This is a genomic window from Amycolatopsis sp. CA-161197, assembly GCF_050942255.1.
Classification (GTDB): Bacteria; Actinomycetota; Actinomycetes; order Mycobacteriales; family Pseudonocardiaceae; genus Amycolatopsis.
In genome coordinates this window covers 6714550-6737676 of sequence record NZ_CP192059.1, presented here as the reverse complement: position 1 = coordinate 6737676, position 23127 = coordinate 6714550, and the positions used below count along the sequence as shown (strand labels likewise).

The window sequence follows — 23127 nt, the reverse complement described above, 5'->3', positions numbered from 1 at the left end:
ACTTTGCCCGAGTTGTCCGGTGGTGCACGAACGGGTGAACGCCCCCGTCTCTCTATCCTGGAAGCCCACGGCGACCGGAGGGGGCGGAGATGGATCAGCTTCCCCTGCTGCTCGGCGTCGGCGGAGTGGTGCTGCTCGCGTCGGTGGTCGCCGTGCGCGTGTCGATCCGGCTGGGCCTGCCGTCGCTGCTGCTGTACCTCGGCATCGGCGTGGCGCTGGGCGAATCGGGCATCGGCATCCAGTTCGACAATCCCGGCCTCACGCAGTCGCTCGGGCTCGCCGCGCTCGTCATGATCCTCACCGAAGGCGGGCTCACCACGCGGTGGCAGGCCGTGAAACCCTCGCTGGGGCCGGGGATCCTGCTGTCCACAGTGGCCGTGGTCGTGAGCATCGCGGTGACCGGCGCGGCGCTGCACTGGCTGCTCGGGCTCGACTGGCGGCTCGCGCTGCTGTGGGGCTCGGTGCTCGCGTCGACCGACGCGGCGGCGGTGTTCTCGGTGCTGCGTTCGGTGGGGCTGCGCCCGAAACTCGTCGGCACGCTGGAGCTGGAGTCCGGCCTCAACGACGCGCCCGCGTACATCGCGGTGATCGTGCTCGCGTCGGGGGACACAGTGGACTGGACCCTGCCGCTGTTGGTCGTTTACGAGCTCGCCGCCGGGCTCGTGATCGGTTTTCTGTTCGGCTGGCTCGGCGCGATGGCGCTGCGCCGGGCCGCGCTGCCGGCCACCGGCCTGTACCCCCTGGCCACGGTGGCCGTGTGCATCCTCGCGTACTCCTCCGGTCAGCTGGCCCACGCGTCCGGGCTGCTCGCCACCTACGTCGCCGGGCTGGTGCTGGGCAACTCCAAGCTGCCGCACCGCTCCGACACGCTCTCGTTCGCCGAAGGCCTCGGCTGGCTCGCGCAGATCGGGCTGTTCGTGCTGCTCGGGCTGTTCGCGTCGCCGAGCCGGCTGCTGGAGACGCTGGTGCCCGGTCTCGTCGCGGGCGCGGTGGTGCTGCTGCTCGCGCGGCCGCTGTCGGTGGTGATCTCGCTGCTGCCGTTCCGGCTGCCGTGGCGGGAGCAGACGTTCCTCTCGTGGGCGGGCCTGCGCGGCGCCGTGCCGATCGTGCTCGCGATGATCCCGCTCTCGCAGGGCGTGCCCGGTGCGAGCCGGCTCGTCGACGCGGTGTTCGTGCTGGTCATCGTACTCACGTTGCTGCAGGGGGCCACGCTCGGGCCGTTCGCCCGCTGGCTCGGGCTCACGAAGAGCGCCGAGGCCCAGGAGATCGAGGTCGACGCGGCGCCGCTCGACGAGCTCGGCGCCGAGCTGCTGCAGGTGCGCATTCAGAAGGGCTCGAAGCTGCACGGCGTGTACATCTCCGAGCTCGGCCTGCCCGTCGGCGCCACCGTGAGCCTCGTGGTCCGCCGTGGCTCCGGGTTCACGCCGCAGAAGACCAGCCGCCTGCAGGAGGACGACCAGCTGCTGGTGGTCACCACGGCCGGCGTCCGCGACGCGACCGAGCGCCGGATCCGCGCCGTCGACCGGGCCGGGCGGCTCGCGCGCTGGCGCGGCGAGCTGGGCCGCTGAGTCACCGCAGCGAGGCGAGCACCGGCTCCAGGTCTCGCGGCGCGTGCCACAGCGGCAGGCGCAGGTGGGTCCGGAACCCGTCGTAGACCGAAAACGCGGGCCCCGGCGCCAGTTTCACCCCCGCGGCGAGCGCGCGCTGCGCGAGGCGCACGGCGTCTTCGCCGGTGTCGGCCCACAGCCCGGTGCCGCCGGCCGGTGTCGTCCAGCGCCAGTGCGGGACCACGCGGCCGAGGACGTCCACAGTGGACTCCCAGCGCGCGGCGAGCAGCGCGCGCCGCGCCTCGCGGGCCTCGGCCACGCGGCGCAGCAACCCGGCGGCGAGCAGCTGGTCGACGACCGAGCACCCCAGGTCGATCGCTTTGCGTGCCTCGGTCAGCCGCGCGATCGTCGGCGTGTCCGCGCGGATCCACCCGATCCGCACGCCGCCCCAGAACAGCTTCGACGCGGTGCCGATGCTCACCAGCAGCTCCGGCGGCACGTGCGCGGCCAGCCCCGGCGCAGGCCCGCGGAACGCCAGATCGGCGCTGCTGCGGTCCTCCACCGTGCGCAGGCCCGCGGCGGTGATCAGCTTGCCGAGCTCGCGCCGCGCCGCCGCGGGCATCCGCTCGCCGGTCGGGTTGTGCACGGACGGCTGGCAGTACAGCAGCGCGGGGGAGCGGCGCAGCGCCGCTCGCAGCTGGTCGCGGTCGATTCCGTCGGCCGTCCAGCGGATACCCCGCAGCCGGGTCCCGGCCCCGGCGAACGCCTCGAGCGCGCCGCGGTAGCTCGGTTCCTCCACCACGACCAGGTCGCCCGCCGTGACCAGCGTGTTCGCCACGAGCCACACGGCCTGCTGGGCGCCCGCGGTCACCAGCACCTGCTCGGGGCCGGTGGGCACGCCGTCGTCGGTGAGCAGCCGCGCGATCGTGGCTCGCAGCCGCGGGATGCCGGCGGGGAAGTAGCCGTCGGTGCCGAGATAGGGCTCCAGGTCGGCGGGGCCGAGCTCGGCCAGCGCGTCGGCGGTCAGGGCCGAGCCGGGCAGGGCGCCGCTCGACAGGTCCGCCGGGGCGGCCGAGCCGGTGAACGAAACGAGCCGGCCACCGGACACGCCCGGGCCACCGGGCTGGCGCCGGCGCACCCGCGAACCGGAGCCGGCCTCGGCCGTGAGCCGTCCGCCGGCCGCCAGCTGGTCGTACGCCGAGGTCACCGTGCCCCGGGAGACACCCAGTGCGCGCGCGAGCGGCCGTTGCGCGGGCAGGACGGCGGCCTCGGGCAGCACGGCGGAGTCGACCAGCTCGCCCAGCGTGGCGGCGAGCGCGGCGGGAAGCGTGGGGCCACCGCCGCGCCACGCGCCGAGCAGCCGGACCAGTTCGGCGGCCGTGACCCGGTGCATGGGCACCTCCTTCACCAGCCAGTTTGGACCACTTCCGGCGAAGTGGCCCAGCGGCCGCACCTGCCGCGGGGCGACGATGGCGGGCATGGCCACGGTCTGCCTCGTCGGCACCCTCGACACGAAACACGCCGAATACGACTGGCTGCGCACCCGCCTCGAAATCGACGGCGTGCACACGCTGCTGGTCGACGCCGGGTCGTCCCCGTCCGACGGCGCCGACGTGCCCGCCGAGGAGGTGGCCCGCGCCGCCGGCGTCGACCTCGCTTCCCTCGAAGGCGACCGCGGGCACGCCGTGGAGACGATGGCGCGCGGTGCGGCGGTGACCGTCCGGCGGCTGTTCGACGAGGGCCGGGTCGACGCTGTGCTGGCGGTCGGCGGCTCGGGCGGGTCGTCGATCGCGGCGGCGGTGATGCGCGAGCTGCCGGTGGGGCTGCCGAAGCTGCTGGTCTCCACCATGGCGTCCGGCGACGTCCGCCCGTACGTGGGCGAGACCGACGTGACGCTGATGTACTCCGTGGTCGACATCGCCGGGCTCAACTCGGTGTCGAAGACCGTGCTGGGCAACGCGGCGGCCGCGATCGCCGCCATGGCCCGCCACCACGACACCGGCCGCGAGACCACCGACCGGCCCGTGGTCGCGGTGACGATGTTCGGTGTCACCACCCCCGCCGCGGACGAGGCCCGCGCCGAGCTCGAACGGCTCGGCTACGAGGTGCTCGTGTTCCACGCGACCGGCTCCGGCGGCCGGGCGATGGAGAAGCTCGTGACCGACGGCCTGCTCGCCGGTGTGCTCGACCTGACCACGACGGAGCTGGCCGACGAGCTCGTCGGCGGGGTGCTCTCCGCGGGCCCGCACCGGCTGGAGGCGGCCGGGCGGGCGGGACTGCCGCAGGTGGTCAGCGTCGGCGCACTCGACATGGTCAACTTCGGCCCGGCCGACACCGTGCCCGAGCGGTTCGCGGGCCGGAACCTGTTGGTGCACAACCCGACCGTCACGCTGATGCGGACCACCGCGGAGGAATCCGCGGAGCTGGGCACGCTGCTCGGGCGCAAACTCCGGGCGGCACAAGGGCCCGTGTCGGTGTTCCTGCCGCTCGGCGGAGTGTCCGCTGTGGACGTTCCGGACGGCCCGTTCCACGACCCGGCGGCGGACGCCGAGCTGTTCGCCCACCTCACTGAAGCGCTTTCCGGCAGCGCCGCGGTCGTGACGCGGCGCGAAGAGGCCATCAACGACGCCGGGTTCGGCGCGGCCGCCGCCCGGGAACTGCACCGGCTCATCGGCGAAGGGAGGTCCTGACGTGGACCGCGAACGAGCGCTGGCCCGGCTCACCGCCGCGGTGGCGCAAGGCCGGCCCGTGATCGGCGGCGGCGCGGGCACCGGCCTGTCCGCCAAGTCCGCCGAGGCCGGCGGCATCGACCTGCTGATCATCTACAACTCCGGCCGCTACCGCATGGCCGGCCGCGGCTCGCTCGCCGGGCTGCTGGCCTACGGCGACGCCAACGGCATCGTCGTGGACATGGCGCGCGAGGTGCTCCCGGTCGTGCGCGACACGCCGGTGCTGGCCGGCGTCAACGGCACCGATCCGTTCCGGCTGATGGGCCCGTTCCTCGACGAGCTCAAGCGGATGGGGTTCGCCGGCGTGCAGAACTTCCCGACGGTCGGGCTGATCGACGGCGTGTTCCGCCAGAACCTCGAGGAGACCGGCATGGGTTACGGCCTGGAGGTCGACCTCGTCGCGCTGGCCCGCGAACGCGATCTGCTGACCGCGCCGTACGTCTTCGACCCCGAGCAGGCCGCCGACATGACCCGCGCGGGAGCCGATGTGCTGGTGCCGCACCTCGGGCTCACCACCAGCGGCACGATCGGCGCGCGGACGGCGGTCACGCTCGACGAGGCCGTCACCCGGGTGCAGGCGATGCACGACGCGGCCAAGCGGGTGAACCCGGACGTGCTCGTGCTGTGCCACGGCGGCCCGATCGCCGAACCCGCAGACGCGCAGTACGTGCTCGACCACACCGAAGGGATCGTCGGTTTCTTCGGTGCTTCCTCGATCGAACGGCTCCCGGCCGAGCGCGCGATCCGCGAGCAGACGGAGGCCTTCCGCGCGCTGCGGCGGTGATCGCCGGTCTGTGAGCGCCGTCTCAGCTCACGGGACACCTCTGGCGTCACGGGGCGTCGTTCGGTTACCTTCATCAACAGGTCATGAGTGCCAGCGTTCAGCCCCGGCTTGCTGGCCGGCAACCCTCCTACCGCGGTGGGGTGCCCCGGGTGAAGACCGGGCCGGTCGCGTTGTGCGACAGGCAAGCGCGGGCCCCTCGCCGGGGGTCCCCCGGACTGCCGAGGAGGCACCGCCATGACTCTCGCTCTGGACCGTACCGCTGGAAACACCGAAACCGTTGCCGCACAGGGGATTCCCGGCGTCGCGGGGGCGGCGCTGCGGGTGCCGCTGGTGACCGGCGGCGAGATCGGCTACGCGAACCTCGACCACGCGGCGAGCGCGCCGTGTCTCGACGCGGTCCGCTCCGCGGTCGACGAGTTCCTGCCCTGGTACGCGAGCGTGCACCGCGGCGCCGGCTTCGCGTCGCAGGTGTCGACGCGGCTTTACGAGCGCACGCGCGACATCCTGCGCCGGTTCGTCGACGCGCGCGCCACCGACACCGTCGTGTTCACGCGCAACACCACGGATTCCTTCAACCTGCTGGCCCGCTCGCTGCCGCGGCGCACGTCGGTGGTCGTGTTCGACACCGAGCACCACGCGGCCCTGCTGCCTTGGCGTGGCCCGAATGTGCGGCGCGTGCCGCTGCCGCGCACGCGCCTGGCCGCGGTGTCCGTTGTGGACGAAGCACTCGCCGCCTGCCCGGAAGGACCGCGGCTCGTGGTGGTGACCGGCGCGTCGAACGTGACCGGTGAGCTGCTGCCGGTCGCCGAGATCGCCGCCGTGGCAAGGAAACACGGCGCCCGCGTGGCGCTGGACGCCGCGCAGCTCGCGCCGCACCGCCGGATCTCCCTGCGGGAGCTGGACGTCGACTACGTCGCGCTCTCGGGGCACAAGCTCTACGCGCCCTTCGGCGCCGGCGCGCTCATCGGCCGGTCCGACTGGCTGCGCGCCGCCGAGCCGTACCTCGCCGGCGGGGGCGCGACGAAGCTCGTGACCGAGGACGCCGTCGTGTGGAACACCGGCGCCGAACGGCACGAGGCCGGCTCGCCGAACACCGTCGGGGTCTACGCGCTGGGCGTCGCGTGCGAGCAGCTGGCCGCGAACTGGACCGCCGTGGGGGAGCACGAGGCCACGCTGCTGGAACGGCTGCGCAAGGGCCTGGCCGGCGTGCCCGGCTGCGCCGAGCTGCGCCTGTTCGACGCAGCCGTGGACCGCGTGGGCACCGTGAGCTTCGTCGTCGACGGCTTCGAACCCGGCTGGCTCGCCGCGGTCCTCTCGGCCGAGTACGGCATCGGCGTGCGCGACGGCGCGTTCTGCGCCCACGTCGCCACCAAGCGCCTCATCGGCGAATGCGGCCGCGACGGGCAGCAGGCCGTGCGCGTGAGCCTCGGCCTGGGCAGCACCGAGGAGCACGTGGACCGGCTCGTGCTCGCGCTGCGCCAGATCGTCGCCCGCGGCGCCCGCTGGGAGTACACGAAGGTCGACGGCCGCTGGGCGCCGGTGGGGGACCCGCGGGAGCTTCCTCCGTTCTGCGCCTGAGGCGCTCGCTAGGCTCCCCGCATGGGGAGAGCGTGGGGGTTCTGGGTTCCGTTGGCGGCGCTGGGGTTCGCCGAGCTGATCCTGGCGGCGGTGCAGCTCGCGACCGCCGAACACGGGGCGCAGGGTGATCTCCATGCGGACCCGGTCCACCGGGTCCCCGGAGGTCTCCTCGGCCCCGGCCCCGACCCCGGCCCCGACCCCGGCCCCGGAGGGCTGCAGTTCCTCACCCAGGACCAGGTGCCGCTGCCGCCGTCGACGTACGCGACGGCGCTCGGCTGGCCGATCGCGCTCGCCGTGGTGGTGGCACTCGTGCTGGCCGGGTACGTGCGGGCCGGGAAGGCCCCGAGCACCGGCCGGTTCGCCGCCCTCGTCGCCGGCGGTGTGCTGGCCGTGCCGGTGCTGGACCTGGCCGCGTTCGGCTGGCTCGGTCTCGGCGCGGACCTGCGCGGACCCGCGCTGGCGACGCTGGGGCTGGTGGTGCTCGCGTGGTACGAGCGCAGCGTCGTCGTGCTGGTGGTCGCGGTGGTCTTCGCCCTGGTCGCGGCCGTGGTGCTGCCCGGGCTCGGCGGGGTCGTGCTGTCGGCCGCGATCCTGCTGGCGACGGCGTTCGCGGTGGTCGCCGGACCGGCGAAGTGGCGGTCACGGCCTGCCGCCGCGACCGGGTGAGCCCGGGGCGTGGACAATGGGGGCGTGAGCACCGAGTCCTCCTCGTCCGAACACGGCCTGTCCGAAGGCAATGAGCCCGCCGATGCCCCCGAACCGGCGGTGACCGGCGACGCGGCTCCCGAAGAGCCTGCCGCCGAGAAGGCGGCCGTGCTGCTGCCCAAGCGCCGGGTCGGGCTGGTGTTCGCGGTCGCGGCCGTGATCTGGGTGATCGACCTGGTGTCGAAGAACCTCGTGGCGGCCAACCTCGAGGGCAAGGAGCCGGTGCGCGTTCTCGGCGGGCTGATCTACCTGCAGGTGATCCGCAACTCCGGCGCCGCGTTCTCGATGGCCTCCGGGATGACGTGGGTGTTCGCGCTGGTCGCGGCCGCGGTGGCGATCGCCATCATCTGGCTGTCGCGGCGGCTGCGCAGCGTCGGCTGGGCCATCGGCCTCGGCCTGGTGCTCGCGGGCGCGCTCGGCAACCTCACCGACCGCATCTTCCGGGCCCCCGGCCCGCTGCGCGGTCACGTCATCGACTTCATCTCGGCCTTCGCCCCCAACGGCGAGGGTTTCGCGATCTTCAACATCGCCGACTCCGCGATCTGCGTCGGCGGCGTGCTCATCGTCCTGCTGTCGCTGCTGGGCAAGGACTACGACGGCACCTCGACCCGCGACAAGAACAGCAAGAAGGAGACCGCGTGACCGCGCGCCTGCTGCCCGTTCCCGACGGGCTCGACGGCATGCGCGTCGACGCCGGCCTCGCCAAGCTGCTGGGCCTGTCCCGCACGGTGGTGGCGGAGCTCGCCGAGGCCGGCGACGTGCTGGTGGACGGCCGGCCCGCCGGCAAGTCCGACCGCCTGACCGCCGGCGGCCTGCTCGAAGTGACGCTGCCGGAGCCGGAGTCCCCGATCCAGGTCATCGCCGAGCCCGTGGAGGGGATGAAGATCCTCCACGACGACGACGACATCGTGGTGATCTCCAAACCCGTGGGCGTCGCGGTGCACCCGAGCCCCGGCTGGACCGGGCCCACGGTCGTCGGCTGGCTCGCCGCCGCGGGCCTGCGCATCTCGACGTCGGGCGCCGCCGAGCGCCAGGGCGTGGTGCACCGGCTCGACGCGGGCACCACCGGCGTGATGGTGGTGGCCAAGAGCGAGCACGCGTACACGGTGCTCAAGCGCGCCTTCAAGGAGCGCACCGTCGACAAGGGCTACCACGCCGTGGTGCAGGGCCACCCGGACCCGACGCGCGGCACCATCGACGCGCCGATCGACCGGCACCCGCGCCACGACTACAAGTTCGCCGTCGTCGCCGGCGGGCGCCCGAGCGTGACGCACTACGAGGTGGTGGAGGCGTTCCGCGCCGCGTCGCTGGCCCACGTGAAGCTCGAGACGGGCCGCACGCACCAGATCCGCGTGCACTTCTCCGCGCTGCGCCACCCCTGCGTGGGCGACCTGACCTACGGCGCCGACCCGGTGCTCGCGCGCCACCTCGGGCTCACGCGGCAGTGGCTGCACGCCCGTACCCTCGGCTTCGCGCACCCGGCCGACGGCCGCTGGGTCGAGTTCGAGGCCGAGTACCCCGACGACCTCGCCCGCGCGCTGGAGATCCTGCGCGAGGAGAGCTACTAGCCCTCGACGGCCCAGATCAGCGTGCGGTCGTCCGGCTCCGGCCGGGGACTCCAGCGCACCGAGACCACGCGCGTCGCGTCCGGGATGACGTAGACGGTGTGGCCGCCGAGCGTCTCGCCCGGCCGCACGCCGATCTTGTGCGGCGGCCGGGAGGTCAGTGACACGGGCGCCTTGGCGACCGTCGTGCCGTCGGCTGTGACGAGCTCCAGGTAGTTGTCGGGCAGCGACGCGAAGGGCACGTTGCCGCGGTTGGTGATCTCGGTGTGCACGACCACCGCCCGCTCGCCCGCGTCGAGCCGGTAGCCGGCGGCGCCGAAGAGGTAGTCGGCCGGGTCCTGCACCTCCAGCAGCTGCACGGTGAGCTGCTCGCCTTCGAGGCCCTGCGTCGCGAGCGTCTCGCCGATCCGGCCGCGCTTGCCCTCGGCCGGGCCCGCGCGGCGCGGTTCGTCGCCGCGCGCCCAGGACGCCGTCTGCGGTACGCCCCACGTGCTCAGCGCGGGGTCGAGCGGCGGCGGTGCGTACGGGCCCGACGGCACGCCATAGGGTCCCGAAGACACGCCGTACGGGCCGGACGGCACGCCCGGCCCGGGTCCCGACGGTCCACCGTGGACGGACGGCGCACCCGGCGTTCCGGGTCCGTTCCCGGGACGCGGAACGGGGGCGCTCGGCGGGGCCGCGGCCGGGAACCCTTGTCCCGGCGGCATCCCCGGGCCCGGGCCGGGCGGCAGGCCGGGGCCGGGCCGTCCGCCGGGTGCGGCGACGGGCATCGGGCCCGAGGGCGGCGGGGCCTGCTGCCACGACGGCGGCGCGGCCGCGATCGCCGCGCGCAGCCCGGCGGGATCGCTCTCGACGCCGACGAGCAGCGGCAACCCGCTGCCGGACAAGGCAACCAGGCGGTAGGCGACCTCACGCGGGTCCATGCCCACCTTCGCGGCGAGGTCGTGCACGGCCGTTTTGCCCAGCTCGGCGAGGGCGGCGAGCAGGCGGACATCGGCGGGATCGGTCACGGCCACCCGGGGAACGCTACCTTCCGGGCCGGCCCGCGCGCGGCAAGGCCGGGCCGCATCGCCCGGTCCGGTGGCGGCGCCCCGAATTCGGTGGCTCTGGGTGTCGGCAACGGCGCGGATCCGCCGTTCACAATGGGTGAACGGGACGCTCGTGCCGGAACGCCACCCCGGCGCCCCGGTCTCCATTAGGGTCGGAATCGCACGGCACCACCGAACCCCGGGAGTCCGCACCCATGACCGTCGTCACAGATCTCGCCGACGAGCTCGTCGGCGAGATGTTCGGCTTCGAACCGCTCTCCGCCGCGATCCTGGGCATCAAGCCCGACGCGCCGGGGCTCGGCGACCCGAGCGCCGCCGCCGAAGCCGCGTACCGCGACCGGCTCGCCGGTCTGCTGGAACGGACGCGGGCGATCGAGGCCGGCGAGCTCGACGCGACGGACCGCGTCACGCGCGAGGTGGTGATCAACTCGATCGAGGGCAAGCTCGACCTGATCGACAGCCGCTTCGGCGAGTTCACCGTGACCGACCTGTTCGTCGGCCCCGCAGCGGGGCTGCTCTCGGCGCTGCCGATGGTGCCCGTGCTGCCGGGGGAGAAGTCCTCGGTGCACCTCGACCGGCTGGCGGAGATTCCGGCCTTCCTGCGCGCGGTCGTGCTGCGGCACCGCGAAGGCATCGAGGCCGGGTTGGTGCCCGTCGAGCGGCTCGTGAAGGGCGCGATCGCCCACGTCGACCGGTACCTCGCCGAACCGGCGGGTGACCCGCTGCTGCGCCAGCCGGCGCCGGACGAGGCGTTCGCGAGCCGGCGCGAGGAGCTGCTGCGCGACGTCGTGCGTCCGGCGTTCAAGGAGTACCGCGACTTCCTGGAAGCCGAGGTGCTGGCCCACGGCCGGCCCGACGACCGCGCGGGCGTGTCGTGGCTGCCCGGCGGGGACGAGATCTACACACGCCTCGCGCGCATGCACACCACCACCGACCGCTCGCCGCAGGAGCTGCACGACACCGGCCTCGCGGTGATCGCGGGCCAGGTGGAGCAATACCAGGCGCTGGGCGAGCGCGTGTTCGGCACCCGCGACCTGCAGGAGATCTTCGAGCGGTTGCGCACCGACCCGAAGCTGCGCTGGACGAGCGCCGAGGAGCTGCTCGACACCGCGCGCTCGGCCATCACGCGTGCGGCGGCCGAGTCGCCGAAGTGGTTCGGCACGATTCCGCCGCAGCCGTGGACGGTCGAGGCCGTGCCGGAGGACTCCGCGCCCGGCGCGCCGCCCGCGTACTTCATGCCGCCGGCCGTCGACGGCTCGCGCCCGGGTACCTACTTCGCGAACACCTACGAGGCCACCGAACGGTTCCGGCACACCGCCGAGGCCACGGCGTTCCACGAGGCGATCCCGGGCCACCACTTCCAGCTGAGCACCGCGCTCGGGCTCACCGACCTGCCGCTGCTGCGCCGCCTCGGCGACTTCAACGCCTACGTCGAGGGCTGGGGCCTCTACACCGAGCGCCTCGCCGACGAAATGGGCCTGTACTCCGACGACGTCTCGCTGCTCGGCATGCTCACGCTCGAGTCGATGCGCGCCGGGCGGCTCGTGGTCGACACCGGGCTGCACGCGCTGGGCTGGAGCCGGCAGCAGGCCATCGACTACCTCGTCGGGAACACGCCGATGGGCCGGCTGGAGATCGAGGCGGAGATCGACCGCTACATCGGCTACCCGGGCCAGGCGCTCGCGTACCTGGTGGGGCGCCTGGAGATCCAGCGGATCCGCGCCGCGGCCGAGACCCGGCTGGGCAGTGAGTTCGACGTCCGCGCGTTCCACGACGTGGTGCTCTCCGGCGGCGCGCTGCCGCTGTCGGTGCTCGACACGGTGGTCACCGACTGGGTCGCCGGCCACGGGGACACCGTCGCGGGCCTGGCCGAGGACCTGCTGGAGCTCGAGTTCGAACGCGCGCCGCTGGAGCGCACGATGTACGGCCTGCCCGGCGACCACGGTGTGCTGCCCGACCCGAGCCTCGCCGCGACCGACAGCTTCCGCACCCGCTTCGCCGACCTCGCCGATCGCGCGGAGGCGATCGACCAGGCCCGCCTTTCGGCCACGGACGCTGTGACCCGCGACGTGGTGATCGCCCGCGCCCGCGGGGTCGTCGACACGCTCGACTCACGGCTGTCCGGGTTCGCCGTGAGCGACGGGTTCAGTTCACCGGCGCTGTACCTGATCACCAACCTCTCCGCGCTGGTGCCGGAGGACGAGGAGAAGGCCCGGGGCTACCTGCGCCGGCTCGCGGGCATCGGCGGCTACCTCGACGCCGTGATCGAAGCCCAGCGCGCCACCGTGGCCGACGGCTTCGCGCCGCCGGACTTCCTGGTGCGCGTGGGCATCGGGTACGTCGAGCGCTACCTCGCGGCCGGGGACGCCGACCCGCTGCGGGTCACGCCGGCCGTCGAGGTCGCCGGGTTCGCCGAGGAGCGCGACCGGCTGCTGGCCGAGGTCGTGCGTCCGGCGTTCGCGCGCTACCGCGCGTTCCTGGCCGACGAGGTGGCGCCGGTCGCCAAGCCCGAGTCGGAGCCGGGCATCGGGCACCTGCCGGGCGGGCAGGAGAAGTACCAGGGCCTGATCCGCGCCGAGACCACCACCGACCGCACGGCGCAGGACCTGCACGACACGGGCCTGCGGATCGCCGAGAAGCTGGCGCGGGAGTACCGCGAGCTGGGCGGGCGGGTGTTCGGCACCGAGGACCTCGCCGAGATCTTCGAGCACCTGCGCAGCGATCCCGCGCTGCGCTGGCGCGACGGCGAGGAGCTGCTGGCCGGCGCCCGCGCCGCCATCACGCGGGCGGAAGCCGTTGCGCCGCAGTGGTTCTCGCGTGTGCCCGCGGCGAAGTGCGTGGTGGCGCCGGTGCCCGAGGCCGACGCGGCCAGCGGCACCATCGCCTACTACCTGCCCGCGTCGCTCGACGGCTCGCGCCCGGGCACGTACTACGCCAACACCCACGAGGCGAGCTCGCGGCCGCGGTTCACCAGCGAGGGGATCGCGTTCCACGAAGCCGTGCCGGGGCACCACTTCCAGCTCTCGTTCGCGCAGGAGCTCACGGATCTGCCGCTGCTGCGGCGGCTGGTGCCGTTCAACGCCTACATCGAGGGCTGGGGCCTCTACTCCGAGCGCCTCGCCGAGGAGATGGGCCTGTACTCCGACGACGTCACGCGCCTGGGCATGCTCACGCAGGACTCGATGCGCGCCGCGCGGCTCGTGGTCGACACCGGCTTGCACGCGCTGGGCTGGACGCGTCAGCAGGCCGTGGACTACGCCGTGGCCAATACGCCGATGGCGCGGATCGAGATCGAGGCGGAGATCGACCGGTACGTCGCGAACCCGGGCCAGGCGCTCGGCTACATGGTGGGGCGCCTGGAGATCGAGCGCGTCCGCGCCGCGGCCGAGGAGGCCCTCGGCGCGGACTTCGACATCCGCGAGTTCCACGACGTGGTGCTGGGCAACGGAAACCTGCCACTGTCCACACTGGACAACCTCGTGACGGAGTGGATCGCCGCCCGGCGGGCGGGGGTCGCGCGGTGACCTGGCTCGACCTGCCCGAGGACACGGACTTCGGGCTCGACAACCTGCCCTACAGCGTGTTCTCCCGCGGTGGCGAGCCCGAACGCCGCGTCGGCGTGGCGGTGGGCGAGCACGTGCTCGACTTGTCGGCCGCGGCCGAGGAAGCGGCGGCGCCGTTCGCGCAGCTGCTCACGAGCGGCGTGCTCAACCCGCTGCTGGCGGCCGGACCCGCGACGTGGCACGACGCGCGCGAGCAGGTGCGCGAGTGGCTCACGGCCGGGCGCTACGCCGACCAGGTGCGCCCGCACCTCGTGCCGCGCGCGGAGATCACGAACCACCTGCCCTTCGAGGTCGCGGACTACGTGGACTTCTACTCGAGCGAGCAGCACGCGATCAACGCCGGGCAGATCTTCCGCGGCGCCGACGACGAGCTGATGCCGAACTGGAAGCACCTCCCGATCGGCTACCACGGCAGGGCCGGCACGGTCGTGGTGTCTGGGACGCCGGTCGTGCGGCCGTCGGGGCAGCGCAAGCCGCGCACGGCCACGGAGCCGTCGTTCGGGCCGTCGAAGCTGCTCGACATCGAGGCCGAGGTCGGCTTCGTGGTGGGCACCCCGTCGACGCTGGGCACGCCCGTTCCGGTCGAGGACTTCGCGACGCACGTGTTCGGCGTGTGCCTGGTCAACGACTGGTCCGCGCGCGACATCCAGGGCTGGGAGTCGCAGCCGCTGGGACCGTTTCTCGGGAAGTCGTTCGCCACGTCGGTTGCCCCGTGGATCGTGCCGCTGGCCGCGCTGGAGCACGCGCGCGTGCCGCAGCCGGCGCAGGAACCGCAGCCGCTGGAGTACCTGCGGGTGACCGAGCCGTGGGGGCTGGACCTGGCGCTGGAGATCCGGATCAACGGCCACCTGGTGTCGAGCCCGCCCTTCGCCACGCAGTACTGGACCGCACCACAGCAGCTCGCGCACCTCACCGTCAACGGCGCCAGCCTGCGGACCGGCGACCTGTACGCGTCGGGCACCGTCACCGGCCCGGCCAAGGAACAGCGCGGTTCGCTCCTGGAACTGAGCTGGGGCGGCCGCGAACCCTTCCCCCTGGGCGACGGCGAAACGCGCACCTTCCTGCAAGACGGCGACGAGGTCTCGATCAGCGCCACCGCACCCGGGCCGTCCGGCACCCGGATCGGCTTCGGGGAGGTGACCGGCCGGGTCGTGCCACGCTAGGCCGAGCGCGCCGGACCTGACCGGTCGCGGTCATGCCCGGAACCGAAGACACAGGCGACGCAGGTCGACGGCGCCGGGTGGCACGCGAGCGCGGACTTCCGGCTCACGCGCGCACGACGGCGATTGGGCCGCCTCGGTGTACGTCCACGCGAAGCTCGGCATCGTCGACGACGAGTGGCTGACCGTCGGATCCGCGAACCTCGACGAGCACGAGCTCTTCAACGTCACGGAAGTCGACATCACGACCGACGACCGCGCGCTGGTTCGCGCCACCAGGCTGCGCCTGTGGTCCGAGCACCGGGGCCGCCTCGCCGCAGAGCTGGGCACCGACCCGGCCGAGGTGGTCGACGACCCGTGGCGGCCCCTCGCGGAGAAGCAAGCTAGCCGGGAACGCCGCGGCGAGCGCCGCACCCACCGGCTCGTGCTGCTCCCCGGCGTCTCCCGTCGCGCCGGCCGGCCGCAGGGTCCGTTGTGGGGTCCCCGTCGTGGACGGCCGAGGAGCAAGCGGGGGAAACTCCGAGGGGCCGCACCCGCGTGGGCACGGCCCCCGGAGCGCGCGGGTGGATCCGCGCAGCCGAGAACTCCGAGGTGATCGGGGATGGAAGTGATCACACGGAGTCGAGGTCGGCACTCCCTCGGGCCAGGGCCGCCCGGCTGACGCCCAGCACGCAGCCGAGCGACAGCAGCGACACCAGGCAGACGTAGACGGCCACCGAGACGACCGAGCCGGTGGCCCGGACCAGGGCGGCCGCGATGATCGGGGCGAGCGCGCCACCCAGCAGGACGCCCATCTGGAAGCTGGTCGACGCGGCGCTGAACCGCACGCGGGCGTCGAACATCTCCACGATGAACGTGGCCTGCGGTCCGTAGCTGATGCTGAAGAAGATCGCGCCCACGAGGTAAGCCCCCAGCACAGCGGCGAAGTTGCCGCTCGCGACCGCGAGGATCGTCGGGTAGATCCACGCCGCCATCGCGGCGAGGCCGATCAGGATCATGCGGCGCCGGCCGAAGCGTTCGCTCATCGAGCCGAAGTACGGCAGTGCCACGCACGCGACCACGCCGGAAACCATGATGGCGGTGAGCAAGGAGCCCCGGTCCATCGTTTTCGCCGAGGTGGCGTAGCTCAGGGCGTAGGTGTTGACGATGTAGTAGTAGGCGCCGGTGCTGATCATCGATCCGATGGCGAGCAGGATCTGCGCGGGGTACGCGCGGATCGCGGTGATCAGCGGCGCGCGCTGTGCCTCCTTGCGTTCCCGGACCTTCTCGAACACCGGCGTCTCGCGCAGCTGCAGCCGCACCACGAGGCCCACGGCCACCAGCACGATGCTGATGAGGAACGGAATCCGCCAGCCCCACGCCATGAACTGCTGCTCGGGCAGCTGCGAAACCAGCAGGAACACCAGGGTGGACAGCACCAGCCCGGCCGGGACGCCGATCTGGGGGAGACTGCCGTAGAGGCCGCGCTTGCGGGGCGAGGCGTACTCCACGGCGGTGAGCACGGCGCCGCCCCATTCGCCTCCGACTCCGAAACCCTGCACCAGGCGCAAGAGCACCATGAGGATCGGCGCCCACACGCCCACTTGCGCGTAGGTGGGCAGCACGCCCATGAGGAACGTCGCGAAGCCCATCATGGTCAGGGACAGGACCAGCATCTTCTTCCGGCCGATCCGGTCGCCGAAGTGGCCGAGGATGATGCCGCCGATCGGCCGCGCCCCGAACCCGATCGCGAAGGTGGAGAACGCCAGCAACGAGCCGGCGAGCGGGTCCGCGGACGGGAAGTACAGCGGGGCGATGACCAGGGCGGCGGCGATCCCGTAGAGCTGGAAGTCGTACCACTCGATGGTCGTGCCGATCAGCACCGACAGGGCGACCCGCCGCATCGGTGGACGTGCTCGGTTCGACGGCTCCCCGGGCGCACCCTGTGCGGTCGCGGATCTCGACGTTCCTCGTGCTCGGTCCGGCGTCAGCTCACTCGCCATGTACCTCTCCTCGTTGCTTTGGGGACGGCGGGAAACGCCGTCCGAACCTGATGACTGCGTCGGCATTCAGGAGCGAGGGCGGCCGCGTGGCTGTGGCTGGAGTCGGCCGTTCGCGAGATCGATCGGCAGGCGTCGCCGATCGATGGTTAATTAACGTTCATTAATGGGTGAAAAGGGACGATAGTCTGGAGCTGTGACCAAGTCAACGGCCGTCTCGCCGCACGCCGTGCACGAAGCCGCTCGTGATCTCTTCGCGAGCCGGGGCTACCGCGGCACCTCGATGAAGGACATCGCGCAGGTCCTGGCGGTCTCCGCGCCGAACCTCTACAACCACGTCACGTCCAAGCAGGATCTCCTCTACCGGATCATGGACGTGGCGATGGACCGCGCCCTGGCCGCGCTCGCCACCGCCCTCGACGGCGTGACCGACCTGGCGGACCAGCTGCGGCGCGCCACCGAGGTGACGGTGCTGGACTTCCTCGAGAACCCCGCCGAGGTCACGGTCTGCAACAGCGAGATCCGCAACCTCGAACCGCCGCTGCGCCAGGCGATCATCGACAAACGCGATGCCTACGGCGCGCAGATCCTCGCCATCGTCGACCGCGGCTGCGCGCAGGGCCTGTTCAACGTGCCCGAACCGCGGGTGGCCTCGTTCGCGATCCTGGAGATGGGCAACAACGCGAAGGCCTGGTTCCACCCGGACGGCCACTACACCGCGGCCGAGGTGGCCGCGCTCTACGGCACGTTCGCCCTGCGGATCGTCGGCTGCCGGTCCGAGCCGGGGTGATCGTGCCGGTGGTGGCCCATCGGGGCGCGCGTCGCTAGGCTAAGCGCACGCTTAGCCAGGCCGGTGCGCTGAGCCGTGGGAACGAAGGAGCGCGATGAGGATCGGGACGGGCATCAACTACTCCGGCGGGTTCGCCGACAGCGTGGCGGACATCGTCGAGCTGGAGAAGGTCGGGCTCGACATCGCCTTCGTCCCCGAGGCCTACAGCTTCGACGCGGTGAGCCAGCTGGGCTACCTCGCGGCGAAGACCGAGCGGGTGCAGCTGGCGTCCGGGATCTTCCAGATCTACACGCGCACGCCGAGCCTCACCGCGATGACGGCGGCGGGCTTGGACTTCGTGTCCGGCGGCCGGTTCACGCTGGGGCTGGGCGCGTCGGGCCCGCAGGTGATCGAGGGCTTCCACGGTGTGAAGTACGACGCGCCGCTGGCCCGCACGCGCGAGATCGTGGAGATCTGCCGGCAGGTGTGGCGGCGCGAGCGCGTCGTGCACGAGGGCAAGCACTACACCATCCCGCTGCCCCCGGAGCAGGGCACGGGACTGGGCAAGCCGCTGAAGCTGATCAACCACCCGGTGCGCGAGCGGATCCCGATCCTGCTGGCGGCGCTGGGGCCGAAGAACGTCGCGCTGACCGCGGAGCTGGCCGAGGGCTGGGAGCCGATCTTCTTCCACCCCGAGAAGGCCAACGACGTGTGGGGCGAGGCGCTGGCCGAGGGCAAGGCCAAGCGCGACCCGGCGCTGGGCGAGCTGGACGTGTTCGCGGGCCCGGCGCTGGCGATCGGCGACGACGTGGAGCACCTGCTCGACCAGGTCCGGCCGCACCTGGCGCTCTACATCGGCGGGATGGGTGCGCGCGGCAAGAACTTCTACAACACCCTCGCCCAGCGCTACGGCTTCGAGGCCGAGGCGAACCGGATCCAGGACCTCTACCTCGACGGCAAGAAGGACGAGGCGGCGGCCGCTGTGCCGCTGGAATTGCTGCGCGCGATCTCGCTCGTGGGCCCCGCGTCGTACGTCAAGGAACGGGTGGCGGCGTTCGCGGAAGCGGGGGTGACCACGCTCGTGGTCAGTCCACTCCAGCCCGGCCGCGAGGCTCGGGTCGAGGCGGTGGCGAAGCTGAAGGAGATCATCGGCTGACCTGGGTCGACGCGCCGGTGAGCGGGACGAATCCGTCTCGCTCAGGCGTTCGGTTTACCATGTCGTAATAAGAAGGTGCGAAGAAGTCGCACCTCGGACTCGGCGGCTGTGGTGGGAAAACCGTAAATCCGCCTCTGATGGGTCACATCAGGTGTAGGAAAGGTCTTCCGGGGGAACACGACGGCGAAGGCGAAAGCGAGGTAGGCCTGACTGTGCGCAAAATAGCGGGGCCGGCTGCAGGGGTTCTGGACGTGGGTTCGTTCAGCGCCCGCCTTGTCGTACTCGAGCCCGGGGGCACACCTCTGGAGCCCGCCCTGAGCCACCAGACCCGGCTGCGCCTCGACCGCGAACTCGACGACGACTGCCGCCTGAGCCCGCGCGGCATCACGGCCATCTCCGCGGCGGTCGCCGGCGGCATGGCCGTGGCGAAGGAGCACGGCGTGCGCGACGTGTTCCCGCTGGCGACGTCTTCCATCCGCGACGCGGCCAACGCTCGTGAAGTGGTGCGCCGCGTCCGCCGCGACACCGGCGTGGAGCTGCAGTTCCTGTCCGGGCGCCGCGAGGCCGAGCTGACCTACGTGGGCGCCCGGCGCTGGTACGGCGCGTCCGCGGGCCCGCTGCTGGTGCTCGACATCGGCGGCGGCACGGTGGAGCTGTCGGCCGGGCGCGGTTCGCAGGCCGACTTCGCCCGTTCGCTGCCGCTGGGGGCTCGCTCGGTCACGCGCGACTGGCTGCCGGCCGAGCCGCCGGTGCGGTCCAAGAAGGTCCGGGCGCTGCGCGAGCACGTGCTGGAGGAGGTGTCGGGCGCGTTGGGGGATGCGGCCGAGCACATCACCGGCCACCGGGTGGTCGGGTGCTCGAAGGTGCTGCGTCAGCTGGCCCGGCTTGCGGGGGATCGCCCCGGTAAGGACCGGGAGCTGTATCTCGACGATTTGCGGGTGTGGATCCCGCGGCTTGCTGCGATGCCGTCGGCGAAGCGGGCCGAGTTGCCCGGCATCTCACGCCAGCGAGCGCAGCAGGCGCTTGGTGGCGCTGTTGTGGCGGAAGCACTGCTGACCATCGCGGGCGGACGCATGGCAATCTGTCCGTGGTCGACGCGCGACGGCCTGCTGCTCACCCTGCTCGACGCGCTCGTCACGACCCCGGACAGCACGGGTTCGCGTCCGGCTGCGTGACACCTCTGGTGCGGCCAGGGTGTCACGGAGTATCCCGGACGTATGACACGTGAGCTTTTTCCGCGGGATCGCGCTGAGGACGACGAAGACGACTTGACGCTGCCCGATCCCAGCCGGGTGCGTTCCGAGGTGCCCTCGGCGCCGGGGCCGGATCTGACGCCGAGCGAGACGAAGGAAGTGGAGTCGCCGCCGGGTACTGAAGACGCTGAGGACGCCTGAGCCCGGCGGACGCCTGAGCGCCCGCCGGGCACGGAAACTCAGGCTTCCGGCGAAACGAACTGGCGCAGTTTCGACGCGTCGCGGCGTTGGGGCGCGCGGCCGTAGGGCTGGACCGGCGGGGCGCCCGGGTCGACGTCGACGATGGGGAGCGTCACGGGGTCTGTGGTGACGGTGAAGCGCTCGCCGTGGTGGACGAGCTCCAAGGCGGCGCCTTCGAGGACGTGGTAGGTGGCTTCGCCGGGGCGGATGGCGACCTGGAAGCGGGTGCCGCGGAAGGCCAGGCGGAAGGTGATGCCGCCGAGCTGGCGGGGCAGGCGCGGGGCGAACGAGAGCTGGCCGCCGTGGTCGCGCAGGCCGCCGAAGCCCGCGACCGTTCCTTGCCACGCGCCGGCGAGGGAGGCCATGTGAAGGCCGTTGCGGACGTTGTTGTGCACGTCGTGCAGGTCGGTCATCGCGGCCTCGGCCAGGTAGTCGTACGCGAGGTCCAGGTGGCCCACCTCGGCCGCGATCACGGCCTGCGTGCCGGCCGAGAGCGACGAGTCGCGCACCGTGCGGGCCTCGTAGTAGGCGAAGTCGCGGGCCTTCTCCTCGGGGCTGAACGAGTCGCCGCACAGGTGCAGCGCCAGCACGAGGTCGGCCTGCTTCACGACCTGCTTGCGGTACAGGTCGAAGTACGGGTAGTTCAGCAGCAGCGGGTAGAACGCCGGGTCGGTGCCCTTGTAGTCCCACTCGTCGTGCTCCAGGAAGCCCTCCGACTGCGGGTGCACGCCGAGTTCCTGGTTGTACGGCAGGAACATCGCGTCGGCCGCGGATCGCCAGCTGTCGAGCTCCGCGATGTCCACTTCGAACTGCTCCACGACGTCGGGGAACTTTTCGCACACCTGCGCGGCGGCGATCAGGTTCCGGCGCGCCATCAGGTTGGTGTAGACGTTGTTGTCCGCCACCGCCGAGTACTCGTCCGGACCCGTCACGCCGTCGATGCGGAAGTGGCCGTGCCGGTCGTAGTGGCCCAGCGAAGCCCACAGCCGCGCCGTTTCCACGAGCAGCTCGGCGCCGCAGGTGCGCTCGAAGTCCTCGTCCTCCGTGGCGTTGACGTAACGCTGCACGGCGTCGGCGATGTCGGCGCTCACGTGGAACGCCGCCGTGCCCGCGGGCCAGTACGCGGAGCATTCGGCGCCGGTGATGGAGCGCCACGGGAAAGCCGCGCCGCGCAGGCCGAGCTGCTTCGCGCGTTCCTTGGCTTTGTCCATTGTGGACTGCCGCCAGCCGAGGGCGTCGCGCGCCGCGTCGGGGATGGTGTAGGTGAGCACGGGCAGCACGAACGTCTCGGTGTCCCAGAACGCGTGCCCGTCGTAGCCGGGGCCGGTGAGGCCCTTGCCGGCGATCGCGCGCGTCTCGCCGCGGGCCCCGGCCTGAAGCAGGTGGAACAGCGCGAACCGCACGGCCTGCTGCAGCTCGGGGTCGCCGTCGATCTCGATGTCCGAAGTGGCCCAGAAGTCGTCGAGGTACTGGCGCTGCTCGCTGATCAGCCCCTTCCACCCCGTCTGGCGCGCGCCGGCGAGCGCGGCCTCGACCTGCGCGCGCAGGGCGGGCACGGACCGCTGCGCGGACCAGCCGTAGGCCAGGAACTTCGTGATCCGCAGGCGCCCGCCCTTCGGCACGTCGACAGCGACCGTGAGCCGCGCGAGGTCGTCCTCGCTGTGGATGCGGGTGCGGATGCCGTCGTCGACCTCGATCTTGTGGTCCATCGCGGCGGCCATGCGCAGGCCGGAGTTGCGCGTCTGGTGCACGAGCACGGCCTGGTAGTTGGCCGCGCGGTTGAACTGCGACACCAGCGGCGTGTCGAGAGCGGCGGCCACGCGCGGGTCGCGGGTGTCGGACTCGATGGGTTCGTTGGCCAGCAGGTCGGACTGGACCACGAGCTGCAGGTCCTCGTCGACCGGCTCCACCTCGTAGCGGATCGCCGCGATCGCGCGCTGAGTGAACGACACCAGCCGCTCGGTCTTCACGCGCACGCGCCGGCCGGTGGGGGAGGACCACTCGGTGGAGCGGGTCAGGGTGCCGCTGCGGAAGTCGAGCATGCGGTCGTGCTTCACCGCGGTGCCGTAGCGCATGTCGAGCGGCTCGTCCTCGACCAGGAGCCGGAGGATCTTGCCGTCGGTCACGTTGACCACGGTCTGCCCCTCCTCGGGGTAGCCGTAGCCGCCTTCGGCGTAGGGCAGTTCGTGCTGCTCGTAGAAGCCGTTGAGGTACGTGCCGGGCAGCCCGCGCGGCTCGGCCTCCTCGAGCGTGCCGCGCAGGCCGATGTGGCCGTTGGACAGCGCGAACGCCGACTCCGTGCGCTGCAACGCGTCGACGTCGAGGCCGCGCCAGCGCAGCTCCCACGGCGAGCACTCGTAGCCGAACAGCGTTTCGGTCATGCCTTCTCCAGGAGTTCGGCGAGGTCGTCGACGACGACGTCGGCGCCGTGGGATCGCAGTTCGTCGGCCTGGTCGGCGCGGTTCACGCCCACCACGTAACCGAAGTGCCCGGCGTGCCCGGCCTGCACACCCGAAAGCGCGTCCTCGAACACGGCCGCGTGCGCGGGCTCGACACCGAGCGCTTTCGCGCCGGCGAGGAAGGAATCGGGCGCGGGCTTGCCCTTGAGGTTGTCGCGCCGGATGACCAGGCCGTCGATCCGGGCTTCGACGAACTTCGTCAGGTCCGCGGCGTCGAGCACCTTCGCGCCGTTGGCCGACGACGTCACCACGGCGATGCGCAGGCCGGCCGTCTTCGCCGCTTCGAGGTAGCGCACGGAGCCGGGGTAGGGGTTCACGCCGCGCTCTTCGATGATCTTGAGGACCAGCTCGTTCTTGCGGTTGCCGACGCCGTTCACGGTCGGCTCGTCCACGCCGTCGTCGGGCGAGCCCTCGGGCAGCTGGATGTCGCGCGAGCGCAGGAACTCGCGCACGCCGTCGGCGCGCGGGCGGCCGTCGACGAAGGCTGCGTAGTCGTGGTCGGTGAACTCCCGGAACGCGTCGCCGTCCCGGCTGCGGAGAAACTCGTCGAACGTCCGTTTCCACGCTTCACGGTGGAGCACGGCCGTTCCGGTCAGCACGCCGTCGAGGTCGAACAGACAGGCGGTGATGGTGTCCGGCAGTCCGATCATG

Annotated in this window: 18 protein-coding genes and 1 riboswitch; of the genes, 13 read left to right on the top strand and 5 right to left on the bottom strand. The window is 72.4% G+C overall.

Annotation, left to right across the window (positions count from 1 at the left end):
• Positions 1 to 89: 89 nt before the first annotated feature.
• Entirely contained in the window at positions 90 to 1568 is a 1479-nt protein-coding gene (locus tag ACQPXB_RS31520) for a potassium/proton antiporter (RefSeq protein ID WP_432845445.1), read from the top strand.
• Between the two features lies 1 nt (position 1569).
• Here the strand turns inward: ACQPXB_RS31520 and ACQPXB_RS31515 are convergent, their stop codons facing one another.
• Positions 1570 to 3051, bottom strand: coding sequence for a PLP-dependent aminotransferase family protein (locus ACQPXB_RS31515; protein ID WP_432845444.1), 1482 nt, complete (start codon positions 3049 to 3051; stop codon positions 1570 to 1572).
• On the opposite strand from ACQPXB_RS31515, the gene ACQPXB_RS31510 reads away from it, so the two are divergent.
• The 6 genes from ACQPXB_RS31510 (at position 3026) to ACQPXB_RS31485 (ending at position 8911) form a co-directional block, all read left to right on the top strand.
• Positions 3026 to 4237: a Tm-1-like ATP-binding domain-containing protein gene (locus ACQPXB_RS31510; protein WP_432845443.1), complete on the top strand. Its 1212-nt coding sequence runs from the start codon at positions 3026 to 3028 to the stop codon at positions 4235 to 4237. The two genes, ACQPXB_RS31515 and ACQPXB_RS31510, sit on opposite strands and share 26 nt — an antisense overlap.
• A gap of 1 nt (position 4238) precedes the next feature.
• Complete coding sequence (locus ACQPXB_RS31505; RefSeq protein WP_432845442.1) at positions 4239 to 5060, top strand: phosphoenolpyruvate hydrolase family protein; 822 nt, start codon at positions 4239 to 4241, stop codon at positions 5058 to 5060.
• Between the two features lie 79 nt (positions 5061 to 5139).
• Positions 5140 to 5254: riboswitch (SAM riboswitch) on the top strand.
• A 40-nt stretch (positions 5255 to 5294) separates the two neighbouring features.
• A complete protein-coding gene (locus ACQPXB_RS31500) occupies positions 5295 to 6638 on the top strand; it encodes an aminotransferase class V-fold PLP-dependent enzyme (protein WP_366582146.1) in 1344 nt (447 codons plus the stop codon).
• A 21-nt stretch (positions 6639 to 6659) separates the two neighbouring features.
• Positions 6660 to 7304 carry a hypothetical protein gene (locus tag ACQPXB_RS31495; RefSeq protein WP_432845441.1) on the top strand — a complete coding sequence of 215 codons (645 nt, stop codon included), beginning with the start codon at positions 6660 to 6662 and terminating at the stop codon, positions 7302 to 7304.
• Positions 7305 to 7328: 24 nt separating this feature from the next.
• The gene (gene lspA, locus ACQPXB_RS31490; protein ID WP_432845440.1) at positions 7329 to 7985 is read left to right on the top strand and encodes a signal peptidase II; all 657 of its coding nucleotides are present in this window, start codon (positions 7329 to 7331) and stop codon (positions 7983 to 7985) included.
• Positions 7982 to 8911, top strand: coding sequence for an RluA family pseudouridine synthase (locus tag ACQPXB_RS31485; protein WP_432845439.1), 930 nt, complete (start codon positions 7982 to 7984; stop codon positions 8909 to 8911). Before lspA ends, ACQPXB_RS31485 begins: the two co-directional genes overlap by 4 nt.
• Here the strand turns inward: ACQPXB_RS31485 and ACQPXB_RS31480 are convergent.
• Complete coding sequence (locus ACQPXB_RS31480; protein WP_432845438.1) at positions 8908 to 9924, bottom strand: AsnC family protein; 1017 nt, start codon at positions 9922 to 9924, stop codon at positions 8908 to 8910. The two genes, ACQPXB_RS31485 and ACQPXB_RS31480, sit on opposite strands and share 4 nt — an antisense overlap.
• Positions 9925 to 10151: 227 nt before the next feature.
• On the opposite strand from ACQPXB_RS31480, the gene ACQPXB_RS31475 reads away from it, so the two are divergent.
• From ACQPXB_RS31475 to ACQPXB_RS31465, 3 genes are all read left to right on the top strand, one after another.
• A complete protein-coding gene (locus ACQPXB_RS31475) occupies positions 10152 to 13481 on the top strand; it encodes a DUF885 domain-containing protein (protein ID WP_432845437.1) in 3330 nt (1109 codons plus the stop codon).
• Positions 13478 to 14683 carry a fumarylacetoacetase gene (gene fahA / locus ACQPXB_RS31470; RefSeq protein ID WP_432845436.1) on the top strand — a complete coding sequence of 402 codons (1206 nt, stop codon included), beginning with the start codon at positions 13478 to 13480 and terminating at the stop codon, positions 14681 to 14683. The genes ACQPXB_RS31475 and fahA overlap by 4 nt, the downstream gene beginning before the upstream one ends.
• A 136-nt stretch (positions 14684 to 14819) precedes the next feature.
• Positions 14820 to 15275 (top strand): phospholipase D-like domain-containing protein, encoded by a 456-nt coding sequence (locus tag ACQPXB_RS31465; RefSeq protein WP_386950055.1) that lies wholly within the window; start codon positions 14820 to 14822, stop codon positions 15273 to 15275.
• 16 nt (positions 15276 to 15291) lie between these two features.
• On the opposite strand, the gene ACQPXB_RS31460 is transcribed toward ACQPXB_RS31465, so the two are convergent.
• A complete protein-coding gene (locus tag ACQPXB_RS31460) occupies positions 15292 to 16563 on the bottom strand; it encodes an MFS transporter (protein WP_366582139.1) in 1272 nt (423 codons plus the stop codon).
• Positions 16564 to 16855: 292 nt separating this feature from the next.
• On the opposite strand from ACQPXB_RS31460, the gene ACQPXB_RS31455 reads away from it, so the two are divergent.
• The 3 genes from ACQPXB_RS31455 (at position 16856) to ACQPXB_RS31445 (ending at position 19759) form a co-directional block, all read left to right on the top strand.
• Complete coding sequence (locus ACQPXB_RS31455; protein ID WP_432845435.1) at positions 16856 to 17449, top strand: TetR/AcrR family transcriptional regulator; 594 nt, start codon at positions 16856 to 16858, stop codon at positions 17447 to 17449.
• 94 nt (positions 17450 to 17543) lie between these two features.
• Positions 17544 to 18584, top strand: a complete 1041-nt coding sequence (locus tag ACQPXB_RS31450; protein WP_366582137.1) for an LLM class F420-dependent oxidoreductase — start codon at positions 17544 to 17546, stop codon at positions 18582 to 18584.
• A 212-nt stretch (positions 18585 to 18796) separates the two neighbouring features.
• Positions 18797 to 19759, top strand: coding sequence for a Ppx/GppA phosphatase family protein (locus tag ACQPXB_RS31445; protein WP_366582136.1), 963 nt, complete (start codon positions 18797 to 18799; stop codon positions 19757 to 19759).
• A 257-nt stretch (positions 19760 to 20016) separates the two neighbouring features.
• On the opposite strand, the gene ACQPXB_RS31440 is transcribed toward ACQPXB_RS31445, so the two are convergent.
• Both ACQPXB_RS31440 and ACQPXB_RS31435 read right to left on the bottom strand, forming a co-directional pair.
• Positions 20017 to 22398 carry a glycoside hydrolase family 65 protein gene (locus ACQPXB_RS31440; protein WP_432845434.1) on the bottom strand — a complete coding sequence of 794 codons (2382 nt, stop codon included), beginning with the start codon at positions 22396 to 22398 and terminating at the stop codon, positions 20017 to 20019.
• On the bottom strand, positions 22395 to 23126 hold the full coding sequence (locus tag ACQPXB_RS31435; RefSeq protein WP_366582134.1) for an HAD family hydrolase: 732 nt from the start codon (positions 23124 to 23126) through the stop codon (positions 22395 to 22397). The genes ACQPXB_RS31440 and ACQPXB_RS31435 overlap by 4 nt, the downstream gene beginning before the upstream one ends.
• Position 23127 lies beyond the last annotated feature (1 nt).

What these genes read in the sequence shown, in the direction of transcription:
- ACQPXB_RS31520 (WP_432845445.1), top strand. Translation starts at nt 90, where the DNA reads ATGGATCAGCTTCCCCTGCTGCTCGGCGTCGGCGGAGTGGTGCTGCTC.
- ACQPXB_RS31510 (WP_432845443.1), top strand. Translation starts at nt 3,026, where the DNA reads ATGGCCACGGTCTGCCTCGTCGGCACCCTCGACACGAAACACGCCGAA.
- ACQPXB_RS31500 (WP_366582146.1), top strand. Translation starts at nt 5,295, where the DNA reads ATGACTCTCGCTCTGGACCGTACCGCTGGAAACACCGAAACCGTTGCC.
- ACQPXB_RS31495 (WP_432845441.1), top strand. Translation starts at nt 6,660, where the DNA reads ATGGGGAGAGCGTGGGGGTTCTGGGTTCCGTTGGCGGCGCTGGGGTTC.
- ACQPXB_RS31475 (WP_432845437.1), top strand. Translation starts at nt 10,152, where the DNA reads ATGACCGTCGTCACAGATCTCGCCGACGAGCTCGTCGGCGAGATGTTC.
- ACQPXB_RS31460 (WP_366582139.1), bottom strand. Translation starts at nt 16,563, where the DNA reads ATGCGGCGGGTCGCCCTGTCGGTGCTGATCGGCACGACCATCGAGTGG.
- ACQPXB_RS31450 (WP_366582137.1), top strand. Translation starts at nt 17,544, where the DNA reads ATGAGGATCGGGACGGGCATCAACTACTCCGGCGGGTTCGCCGACAGC.
- ACQPXB_RS31440 (WP_432845434.1), bottom strand. Translation starts at nt 22,398, where the DNA reads ATGACCGAAACGCTGTTCGGCTACGAGTGCTCGCCGTGGGAGCTGCGC.
- ACQPXB_RS31435 (WP_366582134.1), bottom strand. Translation starts at nt 23,126, where the DNA reads ATGATCGGACTGCCGGACACCATCACCGCCTGTCTGTTCGACCTCGAC.